This is a genomic window from Pseudoxanthomonas sp. CF385 (genome assembly GCF_900104255.1).
GTDB lineage: Bacteria > Pseudomonadota > Gammaproteobacteria > Xanthomonadales > Xanthomonadaceae > Pseudoxanthomonas_A.
Map to the genome: position 1 here is coordinate 619,795 of NZ_FNKZ01000002.1, position 25,075 is coordinate 644,869.

The 25,075-nt window shown below is 68.6% G+C and carries 29 protein-coding genes and 1 pseudogene; 22 read left to right on the top strand and 8 right to left on the bottom strand.

The genetic code is table 11. The features are described from left to right. The first annotated feature begins 5 nt into the window (after positions 1-5). Positions 6-698, top strand: coding sequence for a DUF3108 domain-containing protein (locus BLT45_RS13115; protein WP_254771885.1), 693 nt, complete (start codon positions 6-8; stop codon positions 696-698). 2 nt (positions 699-700) lie between these two features. Continuing rightward, positions 701-1,390: a DUF3108 domain-containing protein gene (locus BLT45_RS13120; protein ID WP_093300762.1), complete on the top strand. Its 690-nt coding sequence runs from the start codon at positions 701-703 to the stop codon at positions 1,388-1,390. A 46-nt stretch (positions 1,391-1,436) separates the two neighbouring features. Here BLT45_RS13120 and BLT45_RS13125 read toward each other — a convergent pair whose 3' ends face one another. The 3 genes from BLT45_RS13125 to BLT45_RS13135 are packed head-to-tail and all read right to left on the bottom strand — an operon-like array spanning position 1,437 to position 3,341. Continuing rightward, a complete protein-coding gene (locus BLT45_RS13125; protein ID WP_254771886.1) occupies positions 1,437-1,778 on the bottom strand; it encodes an EF-hand domain-containing protein in 342 nt (113 codons plus the stop codon). Further along, on the bottom strand, positions 1,775-3,046 hold the full coding sequence (gene murA, locus BLT45_RS13130; RefSeq protein ID WP_093300765.1) for a UDP-N-acetylglucosamine 1-carboxyvinyltransferase: 1,272 nt from the start codon (positions 3,044-3,046) through the stop codon (positions 1,775-1,777). The genes BLT45_RS13125 and murA overlap by 4 nt, the downstream gene beginning before the upstream one ends. Positions 3,047-3,101: 55 nt before the next feature. Beyond that, the gene (locus tag BLT45_RS13135) at positions 3,102-3,341 is read right to left on the bottom strand and encodes a BolA family protein (RefSeq protein WP_093300768.1); all 240 of its coding nucleotides are present in this window, start codon (positions 3,339-3,341) and stop codon (positions 3,102-3,104) included. A gap of 53 nt (positions 3,342-3,394) precedes the next feature. On the opposite strand from BLT45_RS13135, the gene BLT45_RS13140 reads away from it, so the two are divergent. The 17 genes from BLT45_RS13140 (at position 3,395) to BLT45_RS13220 (ending at position 18,430) form a co-directional block, all read left to right on the top strand. Then, the gene (locus tag BLT45_RS13140; protein ID WP_093300771.1) at positions 3,395-4,399 is read left to right on the top strand and encodes a KpsF/GutQ family sugar-phosphate isomerase; all 1,005 of its coding nucleotides are present in this window, start codon (positions 3,395-3,397) and stop codon (positions 4,397-4,399) included. Positions 4,400-4,458: 59 nt separating this feature from the next. Beyond that, complete coding sequence (locus tag BLT45_RS13145; RefSeq protein ID WP_093300774.1) at positions 4,459-5,004, top strand: KdsC family phosphatase; 546 nt, start codon at positions 4,459-4,461, stop codon at positions 5,002-5,004. Beyond that, positions 5,001-5,564 carry an LPS export ABC transporter periplasmic protein LptC gene (gene lptC / locus BLT45_RS13150; protein WP_093300777.1) on the top strand — a complete coding sequence of 188 codons (564 nt, stop codon included), beginning with the start codon at positions 5,001-5,003 and terminating at the stop codon, positions 5,562-5,564. Before BLT45_RS13145 ends, lptC begins: the two co-directional genes overlap by 4 nt. Continuing rightward, positions 5,542-6,051: a lipopolysaccharide transport periplasmic protein LptA gene (lptA, locus tag BLT45_RS13155; RefSeq protein ID WP_093300780.1), complete on the top strand. Its 510-nt coding sequence runs from the start codon at positions 5,542-5,544 to the stop codon at positions 6,049-6,051. Before lptC ends, lptA begins: the two co-directional genes overlap by 23 nt. After that, the gene (lptB, locus tag BLT45_RS13160; RefSeq protein WP_093300783.1) at positions 6,051-6,770 is read left to right on the top strand and encodes an LPS export ABC transporter ATP-binding protein; all 720 of its coding nucleotides are present in this window, start codon (positions 6,051-6,053) and stop codon (positions 6,768-6,770) included. Before lptA ends, lptB begins: the two co-directional genes overlap by 1 nt. A gap of 45 nt (positions 6,771-6,815) precedes the next feature. Then, a complete protein-coding gene (locus tag BLT45_RS13165) occupies positions 6,816-8,258 on the top strand; it encodes an RNA polymerase factor sigma-54 (RefSeq protein ID WP_093300786.1) in 1,443 nt (480 codons plus the stop codon). A 261-nt stretch (positions 8,259-8,519) separates the two neighbouring features. Beyond that, positions 8,520-8,840 carry a ribosome hibernation-promoting factor, HPF/YfiA family gene (raiA, locus tag BLT45_RS13170; protein WP_093300789.1) on the top strand — a complete coding sequence of 107 codons (321 nt, stop codon included), beginning with the start codon at positions 8,520-8,522 and terminating at the stop codon, positions 8,838-8,840. 184 nt (positions 8,841-9,024) lie between these two features. Next, positions 9,025-9,975 carry an HPr(Ser) kinase/phosphatase gene (hprK, locus tag BLT45_RS13175; RefSeq protein WP_093302053.1) on the top strand — a complete coding sequence of 317 codons (951 nt, stop codon included), beginning with the start codon at positions 9,025-9,027 and terminating at the stop codon, positions 9,973-9,975. Then, entirely contained in the window at positions 9,972-10,898 is a 927-nt protein-coding gene (rapZ, locus tag BLT45_RS13180; RefSeq protein ID WP_093300792.1) for an RNase adapter RapZ, read from the top strand. Before hprK ends, rapZ begins: the two co-directional genes overlap by 4 nt. Before the next feature lie 119 nt (positions 10,899-11,017). Next, positions 11,018-11,410: a PTS sugar transporter subunit IIA gene (locus BLT45_RS13185; RefSeq protein WP_093300794.1), complete on the top strand. Its 393-nt coding sequence runs from the start codon at positions 11,018-11,020 to the stop codon at positions 11,408-11,410. Next, complete coding sequence (locus tag BLT45_RS13190; protein WP_093300796.1) at positions 11,403-11,672, top strand: HPr family phosphocarrier protein; 270 nt, start codon at positions 11,403-11,405, stop codon at positions 11,670-11,672. The genes BLT45_RS13185 and BLT45_RS13190 overlap by 8 nt, the downstream gene beginning before the upstream one ends. Beyond that, positions 11,672-13,393 (top strand): phosphoenolpyruvate--protein phosphotransferase, encoded by a 1,722-nt coding sequence (ptsP, locus tag BLT45_RS13195; RefSeq protein WP_093300798.1) that lies wholly within the window; start codon positions 11,672-11,674, stop codon positions 13,391-13,393. Before BLT45_RS13190 ends, ptsP begins: the two co-directional genes overlap by 1 nt. Before the next feature lie 226 nt (positions 13,394-13,619). Then, positions 13,620-14,981, top strand: coding sequence for a magnesium transporter (gene mgtE, locus BLT45_RS13200; protein WP_093300800.1), 1,362 nt, complete (start codon positions 13,620-13,622; stop codon positions 14,979-14,981). Positions 14,982-14,987: 6 nt separating this feature from the next. Next, entirely contained in the window at positions 14,988-15,599 is a 612-nt protein-coding gene (locus BLT45_RS13205; protein WP_093300803.1) for a DUF1294 domain-containing protein, read from the top strand. Between the two features lie 49 nt (positions 15,600-15,648). Beyond that, the gene (locus BLT45_RS13210) at positions 15,649-16,452 is read left to right on the top strand and encodes a carboxylesterase family protein (RefSeq protein WP_093300806.1); all 804 of its coding nucleotides are present in this window, start codon (positions 15,649-15,651) and stop codon (positions 16,450-16,452) included. A gap of 2 nt (positions 16,453-16,454) precedes the next feature. Then, positions 16,455-16,730, top strand: coding sequence for a hypothetical protein (locus BLT45_RS13215; RefSeq protein WP_093300809.1), 276 nt, complete (start codon positions 16,455-16,457; stop codon positions 16,728-16,730). A gap of 140 nt (positions 16,731-16,870) precedes the next feature. Further along, positions 16,871-18,430 (top strand): GGDEF domain-containing protein, encoded by a 1,560-nt coding sequence (locus tag BLT45_RS13220; RefSeq protein ID WP_093300812.1) that lies wholly within the window; start codon positions 16,871-16,873, stop codon positions 18,428-18,430. Between the two features lie 16 nt (positions 18,431-18,446). Here the strand turns inward: BLT45_RS13220 and BLT45_RS13225 are convergent, their stop codons facing one another. The 3 genes from BLT45_RS13225 to BLT45_RS13235 form a co-directional block, all read right to left on the bottom strand. Continuing rightward, positions 18,447-19,391: an aspartate carbamoyltransferase catalytic subunit gene (locus tag BLT45_RS13225; RefSeq protein ID WP_093300815.1), complete on the bottom strand. Its 945-nt coding sequence runs from the start codon at positions 19,389-19,391 to the stop codon at positions 18,447-18,449. Positions 19,392-19,411: 20 nt separating this feature from the next. After that, the gene (gene ruvX / locus BLT45_RS13230; protein ID WP_093300818.1) at positions 19,412-19,861 is read right to left on the bottom strand and encodes a Holliday junction resolvase RuvX; all 450 of its coding nucleotides are present in this window, start codon (positions 19,859-19,861) and stop codon (positions 19,412-19,414) included. 82 nt (positions 19,862-19,943) lie between these two features. Next, the gene (locus BLT45_RS13235; protein ID WP_093300821.1) at positions 19,944-20,510 is read right to left on the bottom strand and encodes a YqgE/AlgH family protein; all 567 of its coding nucleotides are present in this window, start codon (positions 20,508-20,510) and stop codon (positions 19,944-19,946) included. A 99-nt stretch (positions 20,511-20,609) separates the two neighbouring features. On the opposite strand from BLT45_RS13235, the gene BLT45_RS13240 reads away from it, so the two are divergent. From BLT45_RS13240 to BLT45_RS13250, 3 genes are all read left to right on the top strand, one after another. Continuing rightward, a complete protein-coding gene (locus BLT45_RS13240) occupies positions 20,610-21,155 on the top strand; it encodes a DNA-3-methyladenine glycosylase I (RefSeq protein ID WP_093300825.1) in 546 nt (181 codons plus the stop codon). Positions 21,156-21,246: 91 nt separating this feature from the next. Further along, positions 21,247-22,761 (top strand): acetyl-CoA hydrolase/transferase family protein, encoded by a 1,515-nt coding sequence (locus BLT45_RS13245; protein WP_093300828.1) that lies wholly within the window; start codon positions 21,247-21,249, stop codon positions 22,759-22,761. Between the two features lie 21 nt (positions 22,762-22,782). Further along, positions 22,783-23,517, top strand: coding sequence for an AAA family ATPase (locus BLT45_RS13250; RefSeq protein WP_217629565.1), 735 nt, complete (start codon positions 22,783-22,785; stop codon positions 23,515-23,517). Between the two features lie 20 nt (positions 23,518-23,537). Here the strand turns inward: BLT45_RS13250 and BLT45_RS13255 are convergent. Both BLT45_RS13255 and BLT45_RS13260 read right to left on the bottom strand, forming a co-directional pair. Next, positions 23,538-24,050: pseudogene (locus BLT45_RS13255) on the bottom strand (DUF6622 family protein); the annotation flags it as partial. A 340-nt stretch (positions 24,051-24,390) separates the two neighbouring features. Continuing rightward, positions 24,391-24,930, bottom strand: coding sequence for a hypothetical protein (locus BLT45_RS13260; RefSeq protein WP_139188017.1), 540 nt, complete (start codon positions 24,928-24,930; stop codon positions 24,391-24,393). Positions 24,931-25,075 lie beyond the last annotated feature (145 nt).

Below are 25,075 nucleotides of genomic sequence, written 5' to 3' on the forward strand. Positions count from 1 at the left end.
TCCCGATGCTTGGCCTGATCCTGGCCGGACTGGCAGCGCCCGCCCTGGCGCTGGAGCCGTTCGTCGCCAGCTATCAGGCTTACAACGAGGGAAAGCTCGCCGGCAGCGCGAGCATGAAGGTGGCGCCGCGGGGCGGGGAGCAGTGGCAGATCGACCTCAACGTGAAGGGCACGCGCGGCTTTGCCCGTCTGGCCGGCCTGAACATCGAACAGAGCACCGTCTTCGATGTGGAAGGCGACCTGCTCCGCCCGCGCAGCCAGGCTACCGTCCGGCACGCGCTGTTCATGGGCAAGAAGATGGTCGGTACTTACGACTGGAACTCCCATACGGCGCAGTGGCAGGGCGACATCAAGAAGAACAGGAAGGCTCCGCTTTCCCTGCAGACCGGCGACCTGAGCGCGCTGCTGATGAACCTGGCGGTCATCCGCGACGCGGCGCCGGGCCGCCAGCTCAGCTATCGCGTGGTCGACAACGGACGCGTGCGCGAATACGCGTACGCCGTATCCGCCGAACCGGAGACGGTCGAAGTGGATGAACTGAGCTACAGTGCCCTGCGCGTCAGCCGCATCAATGGCGGCAACGACGAAACCATTTTCTGGGTCGCCGACGGCGTCCCCACCCCCGTGCGCATCCTGCAGCGGGAAGACGGTCAGGACGGCATCGATCTGCGCCTGGTCGAATACCAAGGAGTGCCCTGAGCATGACGAAGAACGCCTTCCACACCCCGCGCCTGCTGCTGGCCGCCGCCCTGTTCGGCGCAGCGTCCGCACCGGCGCTCGCCGTCGAAGCCTTCACCGCGCAGTACAACGCCAGTGCTCTGGGCATGGTGGGCGAAGGCCAGATGGTCGTCGCGCCGCAACCGGGCAACCGCTGGCAGTACACGCTGACCGTGCGCAACCAGGCCGTCGACCTCAGCCAGAAGACCGTGTTCGACGAGCAGGACGGCCGCATGCGTCCGTTGAACAGCAGCGACAGCTCGCGCCTGCTGATCAAGAAAAAGAACGTCAACACCACCTACGACTGGTCGAAGGCCCAGGCCACCTGGACCGGCGACATCAAGCCCGATCGCGCCGGTCCGGTGAAGCTGCAGGCGGGCGACATGGACGCGCTGTTGGTCAACCTGGCCATCGTGCGCGACGTCGCCGCCGGCAAGCCGCTGACCTACCGCATGGTCGAGAACGGTCGCGCCAAGGCGATGACCTACCAGGTCGCCGGCAAGGAGCGCATCACCGTCGGCGGCAAGGCGCAGGACGCCACCAAGGTCGTGCGCACCGACGGCGACAAGCAGACCATCGTGTGGGTCGTGGCCGACGCGCCCGTGCCCGCGCGCATCCTGCAGCGCGAGAACGGCCAGGACACCATCGACCTGACGCTGAAATCCTGGCGCTGAAACACCGGTGGCCGCAAAGAAAAAGCCCGGCGATGCCGGGCTTTTTTCATTCCTTGGTCGCTGCCGCGTCGGCCTGGAACACCGTCTTGCAATCCATCCGGATCGTGCCGGCGCCGCTGCGCCAGGCAAAGGTGTTGCACTGCCGGTTGCCGTCCTGCTTCTGCTCGACGACGACCGAGAAGACCGCCTGCGCGATCTCGCCCTGCGTCACCGTGCCATCGCCGTTCCAGTCCATGTCCCGGGTGGTGATGCCATGGGTGGCGGCCGATCCGGTGTAGTGGAGCCCGGCCACCAACGCCAGCAGCGCGACGACGATGCCGAGCAGGATCTTGCGCCGCAGCGGGAACCGCGGACGGACGCCCGACAGCTTCGGGTCGTGCCGGCTCACGAGACGCGCCTGATCTTCGCGCCCAGCCCGCCGAGCTTCTCTTCGATGTTCTCGTAGCCGCGGTCGAGGTGGTAGATGCGGTCGATGGTGGTTTCGCCGTCGGCCACCAGGCCCGCGAGGATCAGCGAGGCCGATGCGCGCAGGTCGGTCGCCATCACCGGCGCGCCGCCCAACCGCTCCACGCCGCGCACGATGGCGGTGTGGCCCTCGACGCGGATGTCCGCGCCCAGGCGCAGCAGTTCGTTGACGTGCATGAAACGGTTTTCGAAGATCGTCTCGTTGATCACGCCCACGCCGTCGGCCACGCAGTTGAGCGCCATGAATTGCGCCTGCATGTCGGTGGGGAACGCGGGGTACGGCGCGGTCGTCAGGCTGACGGCCTTCGGACGCTTGCCCTGCATGTCCAGGGTGATGGTATCGGCCGTGGTCTCGATCTTCGCGCCGGCCTCGGTCAGCTTGTCGAGCACGGCTTCAAGGGTATCGGGGCGGGCGTTGCGGGCGATCACCTTCCCCCCCGTCATCGCGCCCGCGACGAGGAACGTGCCGGTCTCGATGCGGTCCGCCACCACCGAGTGGCGTCCGCCGCCCAGGCGTTCGACACCATGGATAACGATGCGCGAGGTGCCGGCGCCTTCGATCTTCGCCCCCAGCGCATTGAGGCATTCGGCCAGGTCGGTGACCTCCGGCTCCATCGCGGCGTTTTCCAGCACCGTGGTGCCTTCGGCCAGCGTGGCGGCGGCCATCACGTTCTCGGTGCCGGTCACGGTGACCATGTCGAACACGAAGCGGGCACCCTTCAAGCGTGCGGCGCGCGCCTTTATGTAGCCGTTCTCGACGGTGATTTCCGCACCGAGCGCCTGCAGGCCCTTGATGTGCTGGTCCACCGGACGCGAGCCGATCGCGCAGCCGCCCGGCAGCGACACCACCGCGGCGCCGTGGCGCGCGAGCAGCGGGCCCAGCACGAGGATGGAGGCGCGCATCGTCTTGACCAGTTCGTACGGCGCGACGAAGCGGCTGACCGTGGTCGGGTCGACGGTGATGCCGCGTCCCTTCGCCAGCGTGCCCTCGTCGATGGTGATGCCGGCGCCCAGCTCGCCCAACAGCTTCACGGTGGTCACCACGTCGTGCAGGTGCGGCACGTTGGTGATCTCCACCGGCGCATCCGCCAGCAGGGTCGCGCACAGGATGGGGAGCACGGCGTTCTTGGCGCCGGAGATGGTGACTTCGCCGTTGAGTGCGTTGCCACCGGTGACGATGATCTTCTGCATGGACGTCCGGAAGGAAAGGTCGGAAAGGGGAAGTGGGGACGGAAGGGCCGGGGCGTCAATGCGCCGCGGCGGCTTCCTCGGGCGTCAGCGTGCGCAGCTGCAGGGCGTGGATCTCCCCGCCCATGCGCTCGCCCAGGGTCGCGTACACCAGGCGGTGGCGGGCCAGCGGCAGCTTGCCGCGGAACGCATCGGCCACCACGGTGGCCTCGAAATGGACGCCATCGTCGCCCTGGACGTCGGCCTGGGCGCCCGGCAGGCCGGATTCGATCAGTTTACGGATGGTTTCGGCGTCCAACGGGCTTTCCTAATAAAATACCCGGCCATTCTAACCGTCGGCGCCCCGTCCGCATGTCCCAGCCGAACCCCCTGCCCCGGTCCGTTCCGCCCGCCAGCCTGGCGGCCAGCGGGCGTCGGGTCATCGAGATCGAGGCGCGCGCGCTGGACGCCCTGGCGGCCCGCATCGACGGTTCGTTCTCCGCCGCCTGCCAGGCGATCCTCGCCAGCCAGGGGCGCGTGGTCTGCACCGGCATGGGCAAGTCCGGCCATGTGGCGCGCAAGATCGCGGCCACGCTGGCGTCCACGGGAACGCCCGCCTTCTACGTCCATCCGGGCGAAGCCGGCCATGGCGACCTCGGCATGATCACCGACGCCGACGTGGTGCTGGCCCTGTCGTATTCCGGCGAGTCGGACGAAGTGCTGATGCTGCTGCCGGTGCTGAAGCGCCAGGGCAACACCGTCATCGCCATGACCGGCCGGCCGCAGTCGACGCTGGCCCGGGAAAGCGACCTGCACCTGGACGTCAGCGTCCCGGCCGAAGCCTGTCCGCTCGACCTCGCCCCGACCAGCAGCACCACCGCCTCGCTGGCGATGGGCGATGCGCTGGCCGTGGCCCTGCTCGATGCCCGCGGCTTCACCGCCGACGACTTCGCGCGCTCGCATCCGGCCGGCAGCCTCGGCCGCCGCCTGCTGCTGCACATCACCGACGTGATGCACGCCGGCGAGGACGTGCCCCGCGTGGACGTCGGCGCGACCCTCAGCGAAGCGCTTGTCGAAATGAGCCGCAAGCGCCTGGGCATGACCGCCGTGGTCGATGCGGACGGCCGCCTGGCAGGGCTCTTCACCGACGGTGACCTGCGCCGCACGCTCGACAATCCGGCCCTGGACCTGCGCAGCGCGCGCATCGCGGACGTGATGACGCGCCAGCCCAAGACCATCGGTGCCGACCAACTCGCCGCAGAAGCCGCGCGCCTGATGGAGACCCACAAGATCAGCGGCCTGCTGGTCGTGGACGATGAACAACGGCCCGTCGGTGCGCTCAACATTCACGACTTGTTGCGCGCCCGCGTGGTGTAACCGCGTATCGATCCGGCGGCCGGCTTGCCGTGCCCTCCTCCCCACCCCATCCTTTGCCCATGCCCCTGCGCCATCTCCATGACCTGACCGACGATGTGCTGGCCCGCGCCACGCGCATCCGTCTGGCGTGCTTCGACGTGGACGGGACGCTGACCGATGGCCGCATCTTTCTGGACGGCGAAGGCCGCGAGCAGAAGGCGTTCCACGTGCAGGACGGCCAGGGGCTGGTGCTGCTGAAGCGCGCCGGCATCGAGGTCGCCTTCATCACCGCCCGCGGCGGCACCGTCGCCATCGCCCGCGGACGCGAGCTCGGCGTGCAGGTCTTCACCGGCACCAAAGACAAGCTGGCCAAGGTGCGCGAGCTCTGCGCGACGCTGGCGATCGGGCTGGACGAAGTGGCATTCATGGGCGACGACCTGCCGGATGTGCCGCCGTTCGACGCCGTGGGCCTGGCCATCGCGCCGGCCGATGCGCATCCGTGGACCGCCCGCCGCGCGCACTGGCGGACCCGCCGGTCCGCCGGCCTCGGCGCCGCACGCGAGGCCTGCGACCTGCTGCTGGGGGCCCAGGGCCACGCACCGGTGTTCGAAGGAGGCATGGCATGAGCTGGCGCGCCGTCCTCGGCCTGGTCCTGCTGCTGGCCGCCATCGTCAGCGGCTGGTCGGCCTGGAAGAACCGCGACATCCCGCCGCCGAACCGCGTACTGGCGGACCGCTCCGACTACGTGATGCGCGACTTCGAGATGATCGCGCTCAATGGCGAAGGCAAGGAGGCGGTGGCGGTCCGCGCCCCGCTGATGACCCGCGATCCGCGCGACGAGACCTACACGATCACCACCCCGCTGTTCCTGCTGCCGGAGGAACAGGGCCGCTCGTGGGAGCTGCGCTCGAAGACCGGCTGGCTCAGCGCCAAGGGCGAGGAACTGCGCCTGCGCGGCGATGTGCACGGGACATCGCCGGCCGGCAGCGCGCGGCAGGCGGATTTCCGCACCGCATCGCTGAACGTCTTCCCCGACCGCGACCTCGCCCAGACCGACGACGAGGTGACGGTCACCCAGCCCGGCTCTAGACTGACCGGGCGTGGTTTCGAGACCAATCTCAAGACCAAGGCCTACGAATTCAAATCCCAGGTGAAATCCATCTATGAACCGCGTTCTGCTCGCTAGCGCCGCACTGCTGCTCCTGCTGCCTGCCGCAGGCGCGGCGGCCAAGTCCACGGACCGCAACCAGGCCATGGCGATCGATGCCGGTGGCCAGTCCGGCAATCTCGAAGGGGATGGCAAGACCGTGCTGTCGGGCGGGGTCGTTGTCACCCAGGGCTCGCTGGAAATCCGCTCGAGCGCGGCCGAGATCTACATGGCCGGCGGCGAGATCTCGCGTTCGGTGTTCACCGGCAAGCAGGTGAAGATGAAGCAGCAGATGGACAACGGCAGCTGGATGGATGCCCAGGCCGACCGTGTCGAGTACGACATGAAGACCGAGACCATCACCTTCATCGGCAACTACACCGTCAAGTCGGACCGCGGCTCCAACAGCGGCCAGCGCATGGTCTACAACACCAAGACCGGCAACGTGCAGGCGGGCGGCGACGGTTCGCGCATCAAGACCGTGATCCAGCCCAAGACCGCCGCACCGGCACAGGGCAAGAACTGATGTTGATCGCGAAGGGACTGCGCAAGCGCTACAAGCAACGCGAGGTCGTCGCCGACTTCGGCCTGACCCTGCAACCCGGCGAAGTGGTCGGCGTGCTGGGCCCGAACGGTGCCGGCAAGACCACCTGCTTCTACATGATCGTGGGCCTGGTGGCGGCCGACGCGGGCACTATCGAGCTCGACGGCAAGGACATCACCGCCGAGCCGATGTACCGCCGCGCCAAGCTCGGCGTGGGCTACCTGCCGCAGGAACCTTCGGTGTTCCGCAAGCTGTCGGTCGCCGACAACATCCGCTTGGTGCTGGAACTGCGCGAGGACCTGGACGCCGCCGGCATCGACCGCGAACTGGCCTCGCTGCTGGACGAGCTGCAGGTCACCCACGTGGCCGATCAGCTCGGCGCCAGCCTCTCCGGCGGCGAACGCCGCCGCGTGGAAATCGCACGCGCCCTGGCGGCCCGGCCGCGCCTGATGCTGCTCGACGAACCCTTCGCCGGCGTGGACCCCATCTCGGTCGGCGAGATCCAGCGCATCGTGAAACACCTCAAGGATCGCGGCATCGGCGTCCTCATCACCGACCACAACGTGCGCGAAACCTTGGGAATCTGCGACCGGGCGTATATCCTCAATGCCGGTAGCGTTCTGGCGCAGGGGGCCCCGGACGCATTGCTGGCCAATCCGGACGTACGCCGGGTCTATCTGGGCGAGACCTTCCGCCTGTGATCCCCGTCGGCGGCCCCTGGCCGCCACGGGTTTCCAAGGTCGGGAATGAAGCCACGCCTTCAGACATCGCTGGGACAGCATCTGGTCATGACGCCGCAGTTGCGTCAGGCCATCCGGCTGCTGCAGATGTCGACGACCGAACTCGAAGTCGAACTGACCGAGGCCGTCGAGACCAATCCTCTCCTCGACTGGGAGGAATCCGAGCAGGAACCCGGTGCGCCGGGCGGCAATGGCGACGACAGTCCGCCCGCCGAACGCACGCGCAACGAAGACGGCGATGGCGAGGGGGGCGACGCGCCCGATGACTGGTCCCCCGACGACGGACCGTGGACCTCCTCCGGCGGCGGCGGCTCTTTCGACGATGACGAGAACGGCAGCCCGGCCGAACGCGTGGTCGAAGCCGACACCCTGCACGGCCACCTGCTGTGGCAATTGCACCTGTCCCACCTGTCCCCCCGCGACCGCACGATCGGCGCGGCACTGATCGACGCGCTGGAAGACGACGGCTACCTGCGCGAGCCGCTCACCGGTATCGCCGAGGCGCTGCGCCCCGAGATCGAGGCGGCGGAAGACGACATCCTCGTCGTGCTGCACCAGGTGCAGCGCTTCGATCCCGTCGGCGTGGCTGCGCGTTCGCTGGGCGAATGCCTGCAGCTGCAGCTGGCGGTGCTCAGCGACGACACGCCGGGCAGGGCGCTGGCGATCAGGATCGCCGAGACCGCGCTGGAACGCCTGCCCCGCAGCGGCGTGGCGGGCATCGCCCAGGAAATGAAGCGGCCCGTCGCCGAGGTCGAGGAAGCCGTGCAGCTCCTGCGCACGCTCGATCCCAAGCCCGGCGCGCAGGTCGGCGACCTTTCGCACGACACCTACGTGGTGCCCGACTGCGTCGTCTGGCGCCAGCGCGGCGTCTGGCGCGCGGCGCTGGCCGGCAACACCCTGCCGCGCATCACGATCCATCGCGGTTACGAACAGATGATCCGCCAGTGCGGCGACAGCGACGCCGGCTATCTCAAGGCGCAGCTGCAGGAAGCGCGCTGGCTGTTGAAGAGCGTCGAGGCGCGCGGCGAGACGCTGCTCAAGGTGATGCGCTGCCTGCTGCACCAGCAGGCGGGCTTCCTGGAATTCGGCGAGCAGGCGTTGCGACCGCTCACCCTGCGCGACGTGGCCGAAGACGTCGGCCTGCACGAATCGACGGTATCGCGCGCCATCGCGCGCAAGTACGTGCGCACGCCGCGCGGCACCCTGGCGATGCGCGCGTTCTTCGCGTCGGGCATCGATACCGAAGGCGGGGGCGAGGCGTCCAGCACCGCCATCCAGGCCATGATCCGGCGACTGGTGGACGCGGAGAACCCGCGCAAGCCCCTTTCCGACGCCAAGCTCGCCGACCTCCTCAAGGCCTCCGGCATCCCGGTGGCGCGCCGCACCGTGGCCAAGTACCGCGAAGCCCTGAACATCCTGTCTTCACACGAACGCGTGCGCATCGGCTGAACCGTCGACCCGCGCAAGCCGTTTTCGTGACCGCGTCCCGGACGCGGAAAACACTTTTCTAACACCTCGTCACGCGCTGCGAAAAAAAGCACGTGGACGGTTGATAGTTGCCGCCAAGGGGTCCATCTTGTCCCTGAAGGCACCGCTTTCCATCGACCCCAGAAGGAGGATTTGCAGGAACCCCAGAACCGCCGCGTTGTCAGTTCCTCTGACACGCGTTCCGCGCAACCGCGCGGCTCTACAGACCCGAAGGAGGCACACATGCGTATCGAGACTTACGGCCATGAAATCGAAGTCACCCCCGCCTTGCGCGAATACGTCGAGACCAAGCTGAAGCGGCTGGAACGCCACTTCGATCAACCCTTCGAAGTCCGTACGCAACTGGGGACCCGCAAGCCCGATTACCTGGCCGAAGCCACGATCAACGTCGCCGGCCGCACCCTGCACGCCGATGCCGGCGCCCAGACGATGTATGCCGCCATCGACGTCCTGGCCGACAAGCTCGATCGCCTGCTGGTCAAGCACAAGGAAAAACGCGCCGACGTCCAGCGCACTCCCGCGCGCGGCGAACTGATCGGCTGATCCTGCACGCGGCAACGGCCGCGTGCGTCCGGGCCGCTCCGCGACGGAGCGGCCCTTCGCGGTCGCGGAGGCCGCACCGGCCCTTTACACTGGGCACCGCCGCTTCCGCCCATCCCGCCCCAGGCATCGCCCCGGGTGCCCGCGCGCGAACCGGCGCCCTCTTCCTGCCGGCCGCCTCCGCATGATGAATACCAGCATCACCGCCCGCGAACTGTTCGATCACCAGAAGGACAAGCTGGGCCTGCGCTGGCTGGCGGGCCAGAAGGGCGAGAAGCGGGTGCTGGAAGCCGGCGATACGCTGTCGCGCCGTCCGTCGCTGGCGGGCTATCTCAACGCGGTGTATCCGAACAAGGTGCAGATCCTCGGCACCGAGGAACTGACCTGGCTCGATTCGCTGGACTCGCGCCAGCGTTGGGAAACCATCGAGAAGATCGTGCAGGCCAAGCCGCTGGCGCTGGTCATCAGCAAGAACCAGTCCTGCCCCGAGGACCTGCGCGAAGCCGCCAACGAGAACGACACGCCGCTGTGGGGTTCGCCCAAGCGCGGCCATGAACTGCTCAACCACATTTCCTACCACCTTGCGCGCACGCTGGCGCCGCGGGTGACGCTGCATGGCGTCTTCATGGAGATCTACTCGATCGGCGTGCTGATCACCGGCGAGGCCGGTTCGGGCAAGAGCGAGCTCGCGCTGGAACTGCTCAGCCGCGGCCACCGCCTGGTCGCCGACGACGCGCCTGAGTTCACCCAGATCGCCCCTGACGTGCTGGACGGCACCTGTCCCGAACTGCTGCAGGACCTGCTGGAAGTGCGCGGACTCGGCGTGCTCAACGTGCGCGAGATGTTCGGCGACACCGCGGTGAAGAAGAACAAGTACCTACGCCTGATCGTCCACCTGACGCGCCCGATGACCGAGCCCAACCCGCATGGCTACGAGCGCCTGACCGGCGATTCGGGCACGCGCCACGTGCTCGACCTCGATGTGCCCCTGATCACCCTGCCGGTGATGCCCGGCCGCAACCTGGCCGTGCTGACCGAAGCGGCGACGCGCCTGCACATCCTGCGCACCAAGGGGATCGACCCCGCCGCGATGTTCATCGCGCGCCACAGCAACCTGCTCGAGCGCAGCACGCCATGACGGACCCGATCGCCCTGCAGGCCGATCCGGCGCACGAGGACAACGGCACGCCGGTTCCGTCGGCGCCGACGGTCGTCATCGTCAGCGGCCTGTCCGGCTCGGGGAAGTCGGTCGCCCTGAAGACCTTCGAGGACCTGGACTACTACTGCGTCGACAACCTGCCGGTCGACCTGCTGCCCTCGTTCGTGCGCAGCCTGATGCGCGAGGACGAACTGCCCCCGAAGATCGCCGTCGGCATCGACGTGCGCAGCCGCCAGAGCGACCTCACCCGCCTGGCCCAATGGCGCGCCGCCCTGGCGCAACTCGGCCTGGAAGGCCGGCTGATCTTCTTCGACGCCAGCGACGAGGTCCTGCTGCGGCGCTATTCCGATACCCGCCGCCGGCATCCGCTGGGCCACGGCGGCCTGTCGCTGCAGGAGGCGATCCGGCAGGAGCGCACCATCGTCGAAGCGCTGCGCGCGGAAGCGGACGTCATCATCGACACCAGCCAGCTCAACGTCCACCAGTTGCGGCGGCGGATCATCGCCGAGTTCGCCTTCAACAAAGGGGCGCAGCTCTCGCTGCTGTTCGAATCCTTCGCCTACAAACGTGGCGTGCCGGCGGACGCGGACTTCGTGTTCGACGCGCGCGTGCTGCCCAACCCGCACTGGAACCCGGACCTGCGTCCCTACGCCGGCCGCGACCCGAAGGTCCGGGCCTTCCTGGACGCGCAGCCGGAAGTCGCCGAGTACGTCGGCCAGGTGAGCGGCTTCCTGGACACCTGGCTGCCCCGCCTGCGCGGCGAAACCCGCAGTTACGTGACCATCGCCTTCGGCTGCACCGGCGGCAAGCATCGCTCCGTGTACCTGGCCGAGACCCTCGCCCGCCACGCGCGCGAGCAGGGCTGGGAGGAAGTGGCCACCTTCCATCGGGAACTGGACTGACGAAAGCGGGACTGACGAAATCGGGATTGACGAGCGCGGGACCTCCGCCCGTCCGGGGCGCCGCATCGTTCCATCCACGCCGCTTCCAGCGTGTCATGCCGGTCTGTTAACGTTCCGGCATGGCCTGTGGCATTCTTCTTGTGACTCATCCCGGCGTGGGTGCGGCGATCCTCGCCGTCGCCACGGCGCTGTTGCGGCAACTGCCCCTGAAGGCGGAGGCCTTCGAGGTACCGTTCGACGCCGACCTGGAGGCGCTGCTTCCGCAGGCTTCCGCCGCGCTACGGCGCGTGGACGATGGCGACGGCGTGCTGGTGCTGACCGACCTGTACGGCGCCAGCCCCAGCAACCTGGCGGGCAAGCTCGCCCGTCTGGGCACGCCGGTGCGGCGCGTCTCGGCGCTGAGCCTGCCGATGCTGCTGCGCGTGATGAATTATTCGGAACAGGGACTGGACGAACTGCCGGCGACTGCTGCCGCCGGCGCCCGCAATGGAGTCATTCACGACGATGCTTGAGCGCGAACTCACCATTTCCAACCGCCTGGGCCTGCACGCGCGCGCCACCGCCAAGCTCGTGCAGACGCTGGCCGGCTTCCGCTGCAACGCCACGCTGGCGGCCAAGGGCCGCGAGGTGAATGCCAAGAGCATCATGGGCGTCATGCTGCTGGCCGCCGGCCAGGGCACCCCGGTCATCGTCCGCATCGAGGGCGAGGACGAAGCCGCCGCGATGCAGGAAATCGTCTCGCTGTTCGAGCGACGATTCGACGAGGACGCCTGATGCGGGCGCTGCTGCCGGGCCACGGAGCGTCGCGCGGCAGCGCGCTGGGACGCGCCCGGGTCCGGCTGCCGCACGTCCTGGAGGTCGCCGAGCAGCACATCCGCCAGGACCAGATCGACGATGAACTGACCCGGCTGCACGAAGCCGTCGATGCCACCCGCCGCGAGATGCACAGCCTGCGTGCACGCCTGCACGGCGCGCTGGCGAAGGAGGTCGGCGAATTCCTCGACCTGCACGCCCTGCTGCTGGACGACCCCGAACTGCTGCACGGCCTGGACGAACTGATCCGCGCCGGCCGCTACACCGCCGACTACGCGCTGCGGTTGCAGCGCGACCGCCTCGCCGCGGTGTTCGACGGGATGGACGACGCGTATCTCAAGAGCCGCATGGACGATCTCGACCATGTGATCGGGCGCATCCACGCGCACCTGCACCAGCGCGCGGCCGATACGCCCGGCGTGGCCGGCGAGATCCTGGTCAGCGACAACGTCGCGCCGTCGGAACTGGCCGAGCTGCAGACCCAGGGCGTCGTGGCCGTGGTCACCGCGGCGGGCAGCGCGCTGTCGCACAGCGCCATCCTGGCGCGCAGCCTGCACCTGCCACTGGTGGTGGGCAATGCGCAGGCCCTGCAGCGCATCAACGACGGCGACGTGCTGCTGGTGGACGGCAGCACCGGCGAAGTCGTGGTCAATCCGGACCCGGACGACCTGCGCCGCTACCGCGAACGGCTGCGTGACGCCGCCCGCGAGCAGCGCGAACTCGGCCGCCTGCGCTCCAAGCCCAGCCGCACCCGCGACGGCGTCGACATCGCTCTGTGGGCCAATGCGGAATCCCTCGAGGACGTCGCCAACGCGCATGCGCTCGGTGCCGCCGGCGTCGGCCTGTACCGCACCGAGTTCCTGTTCCTGCAGCGCCGCGAACTGCCGAGCGAGGACGAACAGTTCCAGGTCTACCGCGACCTCACCCTGGGCATGAGCGGCCGCCCTGTGACGATCCGCACGCTCGACCTCGGCGCCGACAAGGCCGACCGCACCGGCCTGGTCGTCAGCGACGAGGACAACCCCGCGCTCGGCCTGCGTGGCGTGCGCTTGTCGCTCGCCCACGCGGATGTCTTCGATACCCAGCTGCGGGCGATCCTGCGCGCCTCGGCGTACGGCCCCGTGCGCATCCTCGTGCCGATGGTCAGCGGCCGCGAGGAGCTTCTGGAAGTCCGTCGCCGCCTGCGCCGCGTCGGCCTGCAGCTGCGCAAGCAGGGCCACGAATTCGCCGAGCGCGTCGAACTGGGCGCGATGATCGAAGTCCCCGCGGCGGCGATCGCGTTCCATGGCTTCGTGGACGTGGTGGACTTCGTGTCGATCGGCACCAACGACCTGGTCCAGTACCTGCTCGCGGCCGACCGCAACAACGAAGCGCTGGGCGAACTCTATTCGCCGCTGCACCCGGGCGTGCTGCGCCTGCTCCGCCATGTCATCAGCATCGGCGCGGAGCACAAGGTGCCGGTGGCGATGTGCGGGGAGATCGCCGGCGACGCCACCCTCGCACCGATGCTGCTGGCCCTGGGCCTGCGCGAGTTCAGCCTGCATCCGGCGACGTTGCTGGAAGTGCGCAAGGCGATCCGCGACAGCGACCACGCGGACCTGCAGGTCCGCACGACGAAACTGTTGCAGGCGCGCGACCGCACGGGCATCGAGCGCTGGTTGAAGGCGGCGGCCGGCCTCTGAGATAGCTCATGTGGGAGCGACGTAAGTCGCGATGAAGCTTTCCCGATAGCCCATCGCGACTTACGTCGCTCCCACAATCAACACCCTGGCGCCGGCATCCACCACTCCTGCCTATGCCGCTTCCCTAGGGTGTCCATAAATCGCAGACCGGGCGATAATGGCCGCATGAACGCCTGATGCCCCGGTCGCATCCGCCCGACGGATCGACCCCATTCCGGAGTACCGAATGGTCGAGACGATCCGCCACGACAAGACCGCACGCCAGTTGCGCCTGCTCTCCGACGCGCTCGACAGCGGTCGGCTGGGGCCCGTGCGCCGGCTGGTCAACACCTTGTCGCCCGCGGAGATCGGCAACCTGCTGGAATCGCTGCCGCCGGGCAAGCGCGAAGTCGTCTGGGGCCTGGTCGATCCGGAAGACGACGGCGAGGTGCTGGTGCACGTCGGCGACGAAGTGCGCGAAAGCCTGCTGGCGGACATGGACACCGACGAGATCGTCGCCGCGGTCGAAGACCTCGACATCGACGATCTCGCCGACCTGGTCGAGGACCTGCCCGACACCGTCATCGACGAAGTCCTCAAGTCGATGGACCGCGAGAACCGCGAGCGCCTGGAGCAGGTGCTGTCGTACGCGGAAGACACCGCCGGCCGCCTGATGAATCCGGACGTCGTCACCGTGCGCGCCGACGTCAACGTCGACGTGGTGCTGCGCTACCTGCGCCTGCGCGGCGAACTGCCGGACCATACCGACCACCTGTACGTGGTCAGCCGTCGCCACCAGTACCTCGGCCGCGTGCCGCTGGCCGCCCTGGTCACCCACGAGGACACTACGCCCATCAACCGGCTCATCGACGACGAGCAGCCGGCCATCGACGTGGGCGAAAGCGCGCAGGAAGTGGCGCGCCAGTTCTCGGACCACGACTGGGTGTCGGCGCCGGTCGTGGACGACAACAACATCCTGCTCGGCCGCATCACCATCGACGACGTGGTCGACATCATCCGCGAACAGGCCGAGCACCAGGCGCTGGGCGCCGCCGGCCTGGACGAGGACGAGGACCTGTTCTCGCCGGTCAAGCGCGCCGTGCGCGGCCGCGTGGTGTGGCTGGGCATCAACCTGTTCACCGCGTTCATGGCCGCCAGCGTGATCGGCCAGTTCGAGATGACGCTGGAGAAGATCGTGGCGCTCGCCGTGCTGATGCCGATCGTCGCCGGCATCGGCGGCAACGCGGCCGTGCAGGTGCTGACGCTGATGGTGCGTGGCCTGGCGCTGGGCCAGGTGGGCGCCAGCAATGCGCGCATCCTGCTCTGGAAGGAAATCCGCGTCGCGCTGATCAACGGCGTGCTGATCGGCGGCATCGTCGGCGTGATCGCCTTCGTCTGGTTCCGCAGTCCGCTGTTGTCGCTGGTGATCGCGATGGCGCTGGTGCTGAACTTCTGCGCGGCCGCCACCGCAGGCGTGCTGCTGCCGCTGCTGCTCAAGCGGATGAACATCGACCCCGCCGTCGCCGGCACCGTCGTCGTCACCGCGGTCACCGACGTGATGGGTTTCTTCTGCTTCCTGGGCCTGGCGACACTGATCCTGCTGCACTGAGCCCCCATGGAGCGACTGGGCAAGGTCAGCGAATGGAACGACGATCGCGGCTTCGGCTTCATCGTAACCGTCGATGGCGAGCCCGCGCGCGTGTTCTTCCACGTGCGCGACTATCGGCTCGACGGTCGTCGTCCCGAGCTCGGTGAGCTGGTGAAGTTCACCGCGCAGCGCCAGCCCGATGGCAAGTGGCGCGCGCAGGCGGTACAGCGGACGGTTCCCGTCTCGCGCCAAGCGAAGCCCGCCGCACGTGCCGCCGCAGCGCCGCGCCCCGCGTCCCCACTCACCGGGGCGACGACGGTGGTGCTGTACGCGCTCCTCATCGGCTGGGCGATCCGCGGCGACAGGCTTCCGTTCGAAGCGGTGTTCGTCGTGCTGGGGCTCTCCGCGATTACCTTCGTGGCATATGCGCTGGACAAACATGCGGCGCAGACAGGTCGCTGGCGCACGCCGGAATCCACCCTGCACCTGCTCGAGCTCGCCGGCGGCTGGCCTGGCGCATGGGTCGCGCAGCAGCTGCTCCGCCACAAGTCGCGCAAGCCCGCCTATCGCGTGGCGTTCTGGGCGATGGTGGTGCTGCATGGCACGGCGCTCACGGCATGGTTGTGGACGCGCGGGTGAGCGCGAGGCGGTATCCTGCCCGCGTCGTCGCCATCGGATCCCGCCCGCCATGCGTCTTGCCGTCCGTTTCGCTTTCGCGTCCCTGTTGCTGATCCTGTTGAGCGCCTGCCAGACCATGCCCACCTCGACCACCGGTGAATTCGTCTCGCGCGAGGTCGCGCTGGACGGCAAGACCTACCGCTACCAGGTCTTCGTTCCCGCATCGCGCTTCCGCACCGGTGAGGTGCCGACGGTGCTCTTCCTCAACGGCTCCGGCGAGCGCGGCAGCGACGGCGTGAAGCAGACCATGGCCGGGCTGGGGCCTTACCTGCGCCAGCACGCGGCGGACTTCCCGGCGCTGGTGGTGTTCCCGCAGGCGCCCGAAGACACGGAATGGACCGAGGACGCCGGCCCGATCGCGTTCGCCACGCTGGCTGCCGCGATGCGCGAGTTCAAGGGCGACCCGGCGCGCGTTTACCTGACCGGCATGTCGATGGGCGGCTACGGCACCTGGGAACTCGCGCTCCAGCAGCCGACCCGCTTCGCCGCGCTGGTGCCGATCTGCGGCGGCGTCACCGTCGACTGGACGGATGCGCGGCCCGGCCTGCGCGCCCACACCGTCGCCAACGCGGCCGATCCGTTCGCCGCCACCGCGCAACGGCTGAAGGACGTGCCGGTGTGGATCTTCCACGGCGGCAAGGACGACGTGGTCCCGCCGTCGCAGTCGCGCCGCATGGACGCCGCCCTGAAGGCCGTCGGCGCACACGATGCGCGCTACACCGAGTTCCCCGACGCCAACCACAACAGCTGGGACGCGACCTACGCGTACGCCCCGATGTGGGACTGGCTGTTCGTCCAGCGCCGGGGCCGCTGACCATGGCCGAGCTGGTCGAGGACTATTTCGCCGACGGCTGGCGCGAGCGCTCGCTGGGCTGTCCCTGCGGCTGGGAAGGCGACAGCCGCGGCATGGCGATGGAGCTGCACGACGCGGTCACCGACTACGCCTGCCCGAGTTGCGGCAACCTGCTGCTGATCGTCAGCCACCCGGACCTCGCGCGGGTGCGCCAGGCGGCGGCCGCCGGCAATGCGGAAGCCGCGGGCCAACTGGCCATCATCGAAGAGGCCCTGGCGCGCTTCCCCACGCCCGACTGAGGCGCAGCCTCCGTCACGCTTCGCCACCGCCGTGGGGCCGGACCTCCATCGCGCCCTCAACCGCCGCCGATCCCGGCCGATAACCCGGCATCCCCTGGTGGCTGACGGGCATCCGCCCATGGCCGTGCGAGCGACTTCCGATGGCTGACGTGGCCGACGACAACTCCGGAAATTCTGGCGGCTTGCGCCGGTTTTGGTCGCGCCGGCGCGAGGCCACCCCGTCCACGTCGCACGAACTCGCCACAACGGGCGCGGCCAGGTCGCGGCCGGCGATCAGCAGCGCGCAGCTGCAGGCGCTGTTCGCGCATGCAGAAGAACCCGCAGCGCTCCTCTCCGCCTTCGCCCACGGCGTCGCCGGCCTGCCCGGCGAACTCCAGGGCATGGGCGAGCGCCTGCAGTCCGCGCACGCGGACAGCGACTGGCCGCGCTACGGCCGCGCGATGCGCCAGCTCGTCGACAAGTACATCCGCACGATCCAGGACGAGCCGCTGTCCGGGGAAGCCGGGCAGTTGCGCGACCTGCTCCACCAGCTCCTCGTCGGCGGCATCGAACACCTGTTGCGCGACGACGCCGCCCTGTTGCCGCAGGCGCACGCGCTGGCCGACCGGGTGCGCCAGTGGCAGCCGGCGCAGCCGCTGGAGCCGCTGGGCGCGGAGCTGAAGGAGCTCTGCGTCCAGGTCGGCCTGCGCACGCATGAGGTCAACGACGCGCAGGAACTGATGCGCAGCCTGTTCGACCTGCTGTTGGAGAACGTCGGCGAACTGATCGAGGACGGCAGCTGGCTGCAGGACCAGATCGGCGCGGTACGCCAGCTGCTGGCCGGTCCGCTGGACCGCACGTCGCTGGAACAGACCCGCGCCGGCCTGCGCGAGGTGATCTACAAGCAGGGCCTGCTGAAGCAGGGGCTGGCCGAATCGAAGGCCTCGATGAAGGAAATGATGGTCACCTTCGTCGAGCGCCTGGACGGCATGGCCAACAGCACCGGCGAATTCCACGACCGCATCAGCTTCCATGCCCAGGCCGTGCGCGAGAGCCGCAGCATCGCCGAGCTCGGCAAGCGGATGGAGGACATCCTGCAGGACACCGCCGAGGTGCAGGCGCAGGCGTTGCGGTCGCGCGACAGCCTGATCGAGGCCCGCCGCGAAGTGGAAGCCGCCGAGCAGCGCGTGGCCGACCTGGAAGTCGAACTGCAATCGGTGTCCGAGCTGGTCCGCGTCGACCAGCTGACGGATGCGCTGAACCGCCGTGGCTTCGACGAACTGTTCAAGCGCGAGTCGGTGCGCGCACTGCGCAGCGGCCAGACCCTGAGCCTGGCGATGCTGGACCTGGACGACTTCCGCCACATCAACGCCGCGCACGGCCATCTGGGCGGCGACGCCGCGCTGTGCCACGTGGTGGTGATGGCACGCGCCACGCTGCGCGCGAGCGACGCCATCGCGCGCTTCGGCGGCGAGGAATTCGTGCTGCTGCTGCCGGAGACCAGTTTCCTGGAAGCCACCGGCACGCTGGAACGGCTGCGCGGCCGGCTGTCGCACAAGCCGCTGATCTACGAAGGGCGCGGCATCATGGTGACCTTCAGCGCCGGCGTGGCGCGCTGGCGTCCAGGCGAATCGCAGGACGACCTGCTCGCGCGCGCGGACCGCGCCATGTACCAGGCCAAGCAGGCGGGCAAGGACCGCATCGTCGCCGCCGAGGAGTGAGCCCGGCGGCGCAGCCTCAGGCCAGCAGCGTCTCGAGCACGGCCATGCGCACGGCCACGCCGTTGCTCACCTGGCGCAACACCAGCGACTGCGGACCGTCGGCGACCTCGTCGGTGATCTCCACGCCGCGGTTGATCGGGCCGGGATGCAGCACCACGGCGTCCTTCGCCGCACGCGTCAGGCGGGTCGCGTCGAGGCCGTAGTCGCGGTGGTAGTCCTCCAGCGAGGCCACCAGGCCCTCCTCCATGCGCTCGCGCTGCAGGCGCAGCATCATCACCGCATCCACGCCCTCGAGCATGGCGTCGAAATCCTGGCCGACCTCGCAGCCTGCCAGCGTGCCGTCGTCCGGCAGCAGCGACTGCGGGCCGCAGACGCGGATCTCGCCTGCGCCCAGCGTGCGCAGCGCGTGCAGGTCCGAGCGTGCCACGCGCGAGTGCTTCACGTCGCCGACGATCAGCACCTTCATCTTCGAGAAATCCGGCCCCTTCGCCTGGCGCAGGGTCAGTACGTCCAGCAGGCCCTGGGTCGGGTGCGCGCTGCGGCCGTCGCCCGCGTTGATCAGTGCGGTGCCCTCGCCCGCCTCGGCGGCCAGCGCGGCGACGGCACCGTCGTCCGCGTGCCGGATGACGAAGCCGCGCACGCCCATCGCCTCGAGGTTACGCAGGGTGTCGCGCGCCGTCTCGCCCTTGCGGGTGGACGAGGTGGACGCGTCGAAGTTCAACACGTCCGCGCCCAGCCGCTGTGCGGCGATGTGGAACGAACTGCGGGTGCGCGTGGACGGTTCGAAGAACAACGTGCAGACCGTGGTGCCATCGAGCACCGTGCGCCGCGGCGTACGCCCCAGCGCCGCGTCGCGGATCTGGCCGGCGCGGTCGATCAACCGGCACAGGGTTTCGCGGGGCAATCCTTCCAGCGTCAGCAGGTGCCGCAGGCGTCCATCCGAATCGAGTTGTGGGGTCATGGGGCGTCGTATGGGAAGAGTCAGGTCAGCTGGGTCGCGTCGTGCGGCGCGGCCAGCCAGCGTTCGATGATCACGGCGGCGGCGACGGCATCCAGGGCGGCGGCATCGCGGCGGCGCTTGCGCCCTTCGGCGCGGTCCTGCGCGAACCGCTGCGAAGCCTCCACCGAACTGGTGCGCTCGTCCACCAGCACTACCGGCAGGTTGTAGCGCACGCGCAGTTCGCGGGCGAAGGCATGGGCACGCTTGCGGATCGGCTGGTCGCCGCCATCGAGGGTCATGGGGTCGCCGACCACCAGCCCGTCGGGCTTCCATTCGGCATGCAGCCTGTCGATGGCCGGCCAGTCGGGCCCGTGGCCATGTACGTCGATCACCGCCAGCGCGCGTGCGCCGGTGCCGAAGGCGCTGCCCACCGCCACGCCGATGCGGCGGGCGCCCACGTCGAATCCCAGTACGGTGCCGTCCAGCTTCATGCCCACTGCCTCCGTTCGGACATACGCATCCCATCCTGCACCGGCGGCCGTGGAGAACGCGTCTTCGACCGTGCGCGCAGGTTCATGCGTGGCCGCTGTAGTCGGTCAGTCGCGTCATGTCCACGCCGATCCGCTGGCCCGCCGCCTGCCAGCGCCGCTCCAGCGGCAGCGCGAACAGCAACTCGGCGTCCGCGGGCGCGGTCAGCCAGCTGTTCTCGCCCAGTTCGTATTCGAGTTGCCCGGCGCCCCAGCCCGCGCACCCCAGTGCGACGATCGCATGCGCCGGGCCGTCGCCGGCCGCCATCGCTTCGAGGATGTCGCGGGACGTCGTCAGATAGAGTCCGTCGGCCACTTCCATCGTGGATTCCCAGGCGCGGGCGCCGTCGTGCAGCACGAAGCCGCGCTCCGGATGCACCGGGCCGCCGGCGAGCACCACCTGCTCGGCCAGGCGCGGGTCCTGCGCTTCCAGGTGCATCTGCCGCAGCACTTCGCCCAGCGTGTACTCGGAAGGCCGGTTCACCACCACGCCCATCGCGCCTTCATCGTCGTGCTGGCAGATCAGCGCCACGCTGCGGGCGAAGGTCGGATCCGACAGCGCCGGCGACGCGATCAGCAGCTGGTTGGCCAGGGGCGTGGCGGCGTCTTGCATGGCCGTCATTCTAGCCCGGCACGCGCGGGCGCGCGCCTGCGGACGGGAACGGTCCGCGATGCCGCCTAGAATGGGGCGTCCCCCTCTTTGCCTTTTCCCATGTCCGGTTACTGCGATGCCGCCCCCGGCCACCCGCTGCATGGCCCCTACCACGACCACGAATACGGCTTCCCGCAGCGCGAGGAGTCGGTGCTGTTCGAACGCCTGCTGCTGGAGATCAACCAGGCAGGGCTGAGCTGGGAAACCATGCTGCGCAAGCGCGACGGCTTCCGTGCCGCCTACGGCGGCTTCGACGTGGACAAGGTCGCCCGCTACGGCGAGAAGGACCGCGCCCGCCTGCTGGCCGACCCCGGCATCATCCGCAACCGCTTGAAAGTGGACGCGGCGATCCACAACGCCCAGGTCATCCAGACACTACGCCGGAGCCATGGCGGCTTCGCGGCCTGGCTTGACGCGCACCATCCGTTGCCGAAGGCGGACTGGGTGAAGCTGTTCAAGAAGACCTTCCGCTTCACCGGTGGCGAGATCACCAACGAATTCCTGATGAGCCTGGGCTACCTGCCGGGCGCGCACCGCGAGGATTGCCCCGCGTTCAAGCGCGCCGCCAGGCAGCGGCCGCCGTGGATGGCACGCGCGGGGCATTGATCCGCCGCAATTCCCGCGTGCCACGATGGTCGTATGCTGGCGCCCGACCCCGGGCAGGATAATGCCCGTTTCGCGCCCATCGCCCGCCGCCATGTCCGAAGACCGCATCCGCCACGCCGCCCTGCGCGCCCGCCTGACCACGCCGGAGGCCGCCGCAGCGCTGATCCAGCCCGGCGAGACCGTCGCGATGAGCGGCTTCACCGGCTCGGGCTACCCGAAGGCCGTGCCGCTCGCCCTGGCCGCGCGCATCGAACAGGCGCACGCTGCCGGCCTTCCGTTCCAGATCAAGCTGATGACGGGCGCCTCCACCGCGCCCGAGCTGGACGGCGCGCTGGCCAAGGCGGACGCCATCGCCCTGCGCATGCCGTTCCAGAGCGACCCGGACGCGCGCAAGCGGATCAACGACGGCACCCTGGACTACATCGACATCCACCTCAGCCACGTGGCGCAACACGTGTGGTTCGGGTTCTACGGCGCCATCGACACCGCGGTGGTCGAGGTCTCAGCGATCCGCGAAGACGGGAAGCTCGTGCCCTCGACCTCGGTCGGCAACAACAAGACCTGGCTGGATCTGGCGAAGAAGGTGATCGTCGAGGTCAACGACTGGCAGCCCGCCGACCTGGAGGGCATGCACGACATCTACTACGGCACCGCGCTGCCGCCGCATCGCAAGCCGATCCCGCTGGAGCATGTGCAGGACCGCATCGGCGACACCGCCCTGCACTGCGACCCGGACAAGATCGTCGCCATCGTGCGCACGCACGGCCCGGACCGCAACAGCCCGTTCACGCCCATCGACGCGACCAGCGAACGCATCGCCGGGCACCTGATCGAATTCCTCAAGCACGAAGTCGCGCAGGGCCGCCTGCCACCGAGCCTGCTGCCGCTGCAATCCGGCGTGGGCAACATCCCCAACGCGGTGCTGGCCGGCCTGGCGAAGAGCGGCTTCCGCGGCCTGACCGCGTTCACCGAGGTGATCCAGGACGGCATGCTCGACCTGCTGCGCGACGGCGTGCTCGATGTCGCCTCGTGCACCGGCTTCGCGCTGAGTCCGGAAGCGAACGAGGTGTTCAAGCGCGACATCGCCTTCTATCGCGAGCGCATCATCCTGCGCACGCAGGAAATGTCGAACCATCCCGAACTGGTGCGCCGCCTCGGCTGCATCGGCATGAACGGGATGATCGAGGCCGACCTCTACGGCAACGTCAATTCCACCCACGTGATGGGCAGCCGGATCCAGAACGGCATCGGCGGCTCGGGCGATTTCGCCCGCAACGGGTTCATGTCGGTCTTCCTCAGCCCCAGCACCGCCAAGGGCGGCAGCATCTCGGCGCTGGTGCCGATGGTCAGCCACGTCGACCACACCGAGCACGACGTGTCCGTCATCGTCACCGAGCAGGGCCTGGCCGACCTGCGCGGCCTCACCCCGAAGCAGCGCGCGCGCACGCTCATCGACAACTGCAGCCACCCCGACTACCGCGACGCGCTGCAAGACTACTTCGACCGCGCCCTGCACCACAGCTACGGCAAGCACACCCCGCACCTGCTGCCGGAAGCGCTGTCGTGGCACCAGCGGTGGTTGGATACGGGTAGCATGAAGGCATAACCCACGCCCCAGGATGGATACATGCGCGCACTGGAAGCCGAGCACTACGTCCTGGACGTGAAGCTGAAGCGCGACAAGGTCCCGTCCTTCGACAGCTACCCGTTCTCGCTCCCGGTCGTCCGTAACCTGGGTACGCTGGAGCTGCACCCGAAGGTCACCTTCATCGTAGGTGAGAATGGCAGTGGAAAGTCCACGTTGCTCGAAGGCATGGCGATCGCCTGGGGCTTCAATCCCGAAGGTGGCAGCAAGAACTTCAACTTCCAGACGCACGCATCGCACTCTTCATTGCACGAGTGCCTGTTGCTGGTGAAGAGCACCAAGCGGGCGCGCGGGGGATATTTCCTGCGGGCCGAGAGCTTCTTCAATGTCGCGAGCGAGATCGACAAGCTCGACATCGCGGAGTACTACGGCGGAAATTCGCTGCACGCGCAATCTCATGGAGAGTCCTTCTTCTCGCTGATGACCCACCGTTTCAGCGGCAACGGCTTCTACATCCTGGACGAACCCGAGGCCGCCCTGTCACCCACCCGCCAGCTGGCGACGCTGACCCGCCTACATCAGCTGGTGCAGGAAGGTTCGCAGTTCGTCATTGCGACGCACTCCCCGATCCTGATGGCATACCCGGATGCTTGGATCTATCAGATTGGGGAAGACGGCCTGCAGCGCATCGCATACGAGCACACCGAGCATTACCTGGTGACCCGGGACTTCCTCGTCAACCCGAAGCGCAGGCTTGCGGATTTGCTGGACCCATAGCTTCCCGGAACCCGCTTCCCTCAGGCACCACGCTCCACCAGCCGCTGCGGCTTCATCACCGCCAGCACTCGCAGCGCACGCGCCATGAACATTCCGCTGAAGAGCCCGTACGTACCGGCGACCACAACGACCGCGGTTGTCGTCCCGAGCACGCCCGGGTTAGTGGCATGGACCACGGCCACCGCGTACTTGAAGAAGAAGATGCCCATCATCAGCGCCAGCGGCACCCAGCTGCCGGGCACGGTGAACTGCTTTGTCGAGGCGTCGTAGGCCGCACGGCGTGACGGAGCGCGCACGCTCGCGCTGGCCACCACGGCCACCCACGCGCAGGCCCAGGCGGCCAGCGCCGTGAGATGGGCATCGAAGGTCGACCAGACCGAGTACAGCGACCAGGCCAGCATGGCGAGCGGCAGCACGACGAGGCGGCCGCGAGAAACCTGGCGCGTCCTGCTCTGCAGATACCCCAGGTAGACCAGGCCGAAGAACAGGCCGAAGACCCAGAGGGGGGTGTGGCTGAGGATCTGCATCATCGCGGTCGTGTCCTTGCATGCCGACGCCGTGTCGGTTCATGACCATCTTCGGATCCACTCGCCCTCCCGTGAGGTGCCGGAAGTCAACACTTCCGGGTGTCGGAGGTCGTGCAGTTTCCCCCTCGCGGTCCGGCTCCGCTGGCACGGCGATGAGGGTCGCCGTCCCCGTCGCGGGACTCCCCTGTGCCATGACGACGTCGTCGTGTTCGCTGGCACGATCTTCCGAGTGCAATGAAAAAGAACATTTCTTCGATGCACACCTTTATGGTGCGACACCGAAGGAAAAAGCGTTGCCATCGATGAGATTCTCATCGTTTGCCGGGTTTCCGGCGTCGGCAGCCGATCAGATCGCGCAGCCGCGGCGGCTCATCGAGGCCATGATCGTGTCGGCGCTGGAGGGGCTTCTGCGCATGGCACGGCGAAGTTCTTCGCAGGTCACGTCCTTGAGGAACTGCTGGTAGCGGCCGACAAACGTGCTGTCGTGGAGGGTCACGTTGAGCCGCGACGGCGCCTCGAACGCGTGCTTGTCCTGGCGGGTGAAGAGATCACGCTCGCCCGCGCGCAGCGGCGCAGCCGGCAGCGAGAGCACCAGCGGCCCTGTACCGTGCGCGGGTAGCGGCTGCGCGTCGCGCGGCGTGGTCTCGGGGCCCGCGGCTGGCGCGCGTGGCGCGGGACGCGGACGTGCAGGCAGCGACGAAAGGTCCGGGGGCGAGGCCGCGGTGCGTAGAACCACGTTCGGGCGCGCGATGAAGCGAAGACGCAGGCGGTGGCTGTCCTCCGACATCCGACCCTGCCCCGGCGGGCGAGGGGCCAGCAGCACAACACCGACGAACGCATGCACCAACACCACCACGACGACGGCGACGATCCTGTCCCTGCGCATGCGTTCCATCCTGAGCGGGTGTGCGAATGGCTCGCCACCCTACCTGCATGGCCACCGCGCCACGCATCGCGGCGCGAACACGTTCAGAACGAAGTCAGCCCCATGTAAGGGACGGGTTAAACGCGCACGAAAAAGGGGCGGTCGC

What these genes read in the sequence shown, in the direction of transcription:
- BLT45_RS13115 (WP_254771885.1), top strand. Translation starts at nt 6, where the DNA reads ATGCTTGGCCTGATCCTGGCCGGACTGGCAGCGCCCGCCCTGGCGCTG.
- BLT45_RS13120 (WP_093300762.1), top strand. Translation starts at nt 701, where the DNA reads ATGACGAAGAACGCCTTCCACACCCCGCGCCTGCTGCTGGCCGCCGCC.
- murA (WP_093300765.1), bottom strand. Translation starts at nt 3,046, where the DNA reads ATGCAGAAGATCATCGTCACCGGTGGCAACGCACTCAACGGCGAAGTC.
- BLT45_RS13140 (WP_093300771.1), top strand. Translation starts at nt 3,395, where the DNA reads ATGTCCCAGCCGAACCCCCTGCCCCGGTCCGTTCCGCCCGCCAGCCTG.
- BLT45_RS13145 (WP_093300774.1), top strand. Translation starts at nt 4,459, where the DNA reads ATGCCCCTGCGCCATCTCCATGACCTGACCGACGATGTGCTGGCCCGC.
- lptC (WP_093300777.1), top strand. Translation starts at nt 5,001, where the DNA reads ATGAGCTGGCGCGCCGTCCTCGGCCTGGTCCTGCTGCTGGCCGCCATC.
- lptA (WP_093300780.1), top strand. Translation starts at nt 5,542, where the DNA reads ATGAACCGCGTTCTGCTCGCTAGCGCCGCACTGCTGCTCCTGCTGCCT.
- lptB (WP_093300783.1), top strand. Translation starts at nt 6,051, where the DNA reads ATGTTGATCGCGAAGGGACTGCGCAAGCGCTACAAGCAACGCGAGGTC.
- BLT45_RS13165 (WP_093300786.1), top strand. Translation starts at nt 6,816, where the DNA reads ATGAAGCCACGCCTTCAGACATCGCTGGGACAGCATCTGGTCATGACG.
- raiA (WP_093300789.1), top strand. Translation starts at nt 8,520, where the DNA reads ATGCGTATCGAGACTTACGGCCATGAAATCGAAGTCACCCCCGCCTTG.
- hprK (WP_093302053.1), top strand. Translation starts at nt 9,025, where the DNA reads ATGAATACCAGCATCACCGCCCGCGAACTGTTCGATCACCAGAAGGAC.
- rapZ (WP_093300792.1), top strand. Translation starts at nt 9,972, where the DNA reads ATGACGGACCCGATCGCCCTGCAGGCCGATCCGGCGCACGAGGACAAC.
- BLT45_RS13185 (WP_093300794.1), top strand. Translation starts at nt 11,018, where the DNA reads ATGGCCTGTGGCATTCTTCTTGTGACTCATCCCGGCGTGGGTGCGGCG.
- BLT45_RS13190 (WP_093300796.1), top strand. Translation starts at nt 11,403, where the DNA reads ATGCTTGAGCGCGAACTCACCATTTCCAACCGCCTGGGCCTGCACGCG.
- ptsP (WP_093300798.1), top strand. Translation starts at nt 11,672, where the DNA reads ATGCGGGCGCTGCTGCCGGGCCACGGAGCGTCGCGCGGCAGCGCGCTG.
- mgtE (WP_093300800.1), top strand. Translation starts at nt 13,620, where the DNA reads ATGGTCGAGACGATCCGCCACGACAAGACCGCACGCCAGTTGCGCCTG.
- BLT45_RS13205 (WP_093300803.1), top strand. Translation starts at nt 14,988, where the DNA reads ATGGAGCGACTGGGCAAGGTCAGCGAATGGAACGACGATCGCGGCTTC.
- BLT45_RS13210 (WP_093300806.1), top strand. Translation starts at nt 15,649, where the DNA reads ATGCGTCTTGCCGTCCGTTTCGCTTTCGCGTCCCTGTTGCTGATCCTG.
- BLT45_RS13215 (WP_093300809.1), top strand. Translation starts at nt 16,455, where the DNA reads ATGGCCGAGCTGGTCGAGGACTATTTCGCCGACGGCTGGCGCGAGCGC.
- BLT45_RS13220 (WP_093300812.1), top strand. Translation starts at nt 16,871, where the DNA reads ATGGCTGACGTGGCCGACGACAACTCCGGAAATTCTGGCGGCTTGCGC.
- BLT45_RS13225 (WP_093300815.1), bottom strand. Translation starts at nt 19,391, where the DNA reads ATGACCCCACAACTCGATTCGGATGGACGCCTGCGGCACCTGCTGACG.
- ruvX (WP_093300818.1), bottom strand. Translation starts at nt 19,861, where the DNA reads ATGAAGCTGGACGGCACCGTACTGGGATTCGACGTGGGCGCCCGCCGC.
- BLT45_RS13235 (WP_093300821.1), bottom strand. Translation starts at nt 20,510, where the DNA reads ATGCAAGACGCCGCCACGCCCCTGGCCAACCAGCTGCTGATCGCGTCG.
- BLT45_RS13240 (WP_093300825.1), top strand. Translation starts at nt 20,610, where the DNA reads ATGTCCGGTTACTGCGATGCCGCCCCCGGCCACCCGCTGCATGGCCCC.
- BLT45_RS13245 (WP_093300828.1), top strand. Translation starts at nt 21,247, where the DNA reads ATGTCCGAAGACCGCATCCGCCACGCCGCCCTGCGCGCCCGCCTGACC.
- BLT45_RS13250 (WP_217629565.1), top strand. Translation starts at nt 22,783, where the DNA reads ATGCGCGCACTGGAAGCCGAGCACTACGTCCTGGACGTGAAGCTGAAG.
- BLT45_RS13260 (WP_139188017.1), bottom strand. Translation starts at nt 24,930, where the DNA reads ATGCGCAGGGACAGGATCGTCGCCGTCGTCGTGGTGGTGTTGGTGCAT.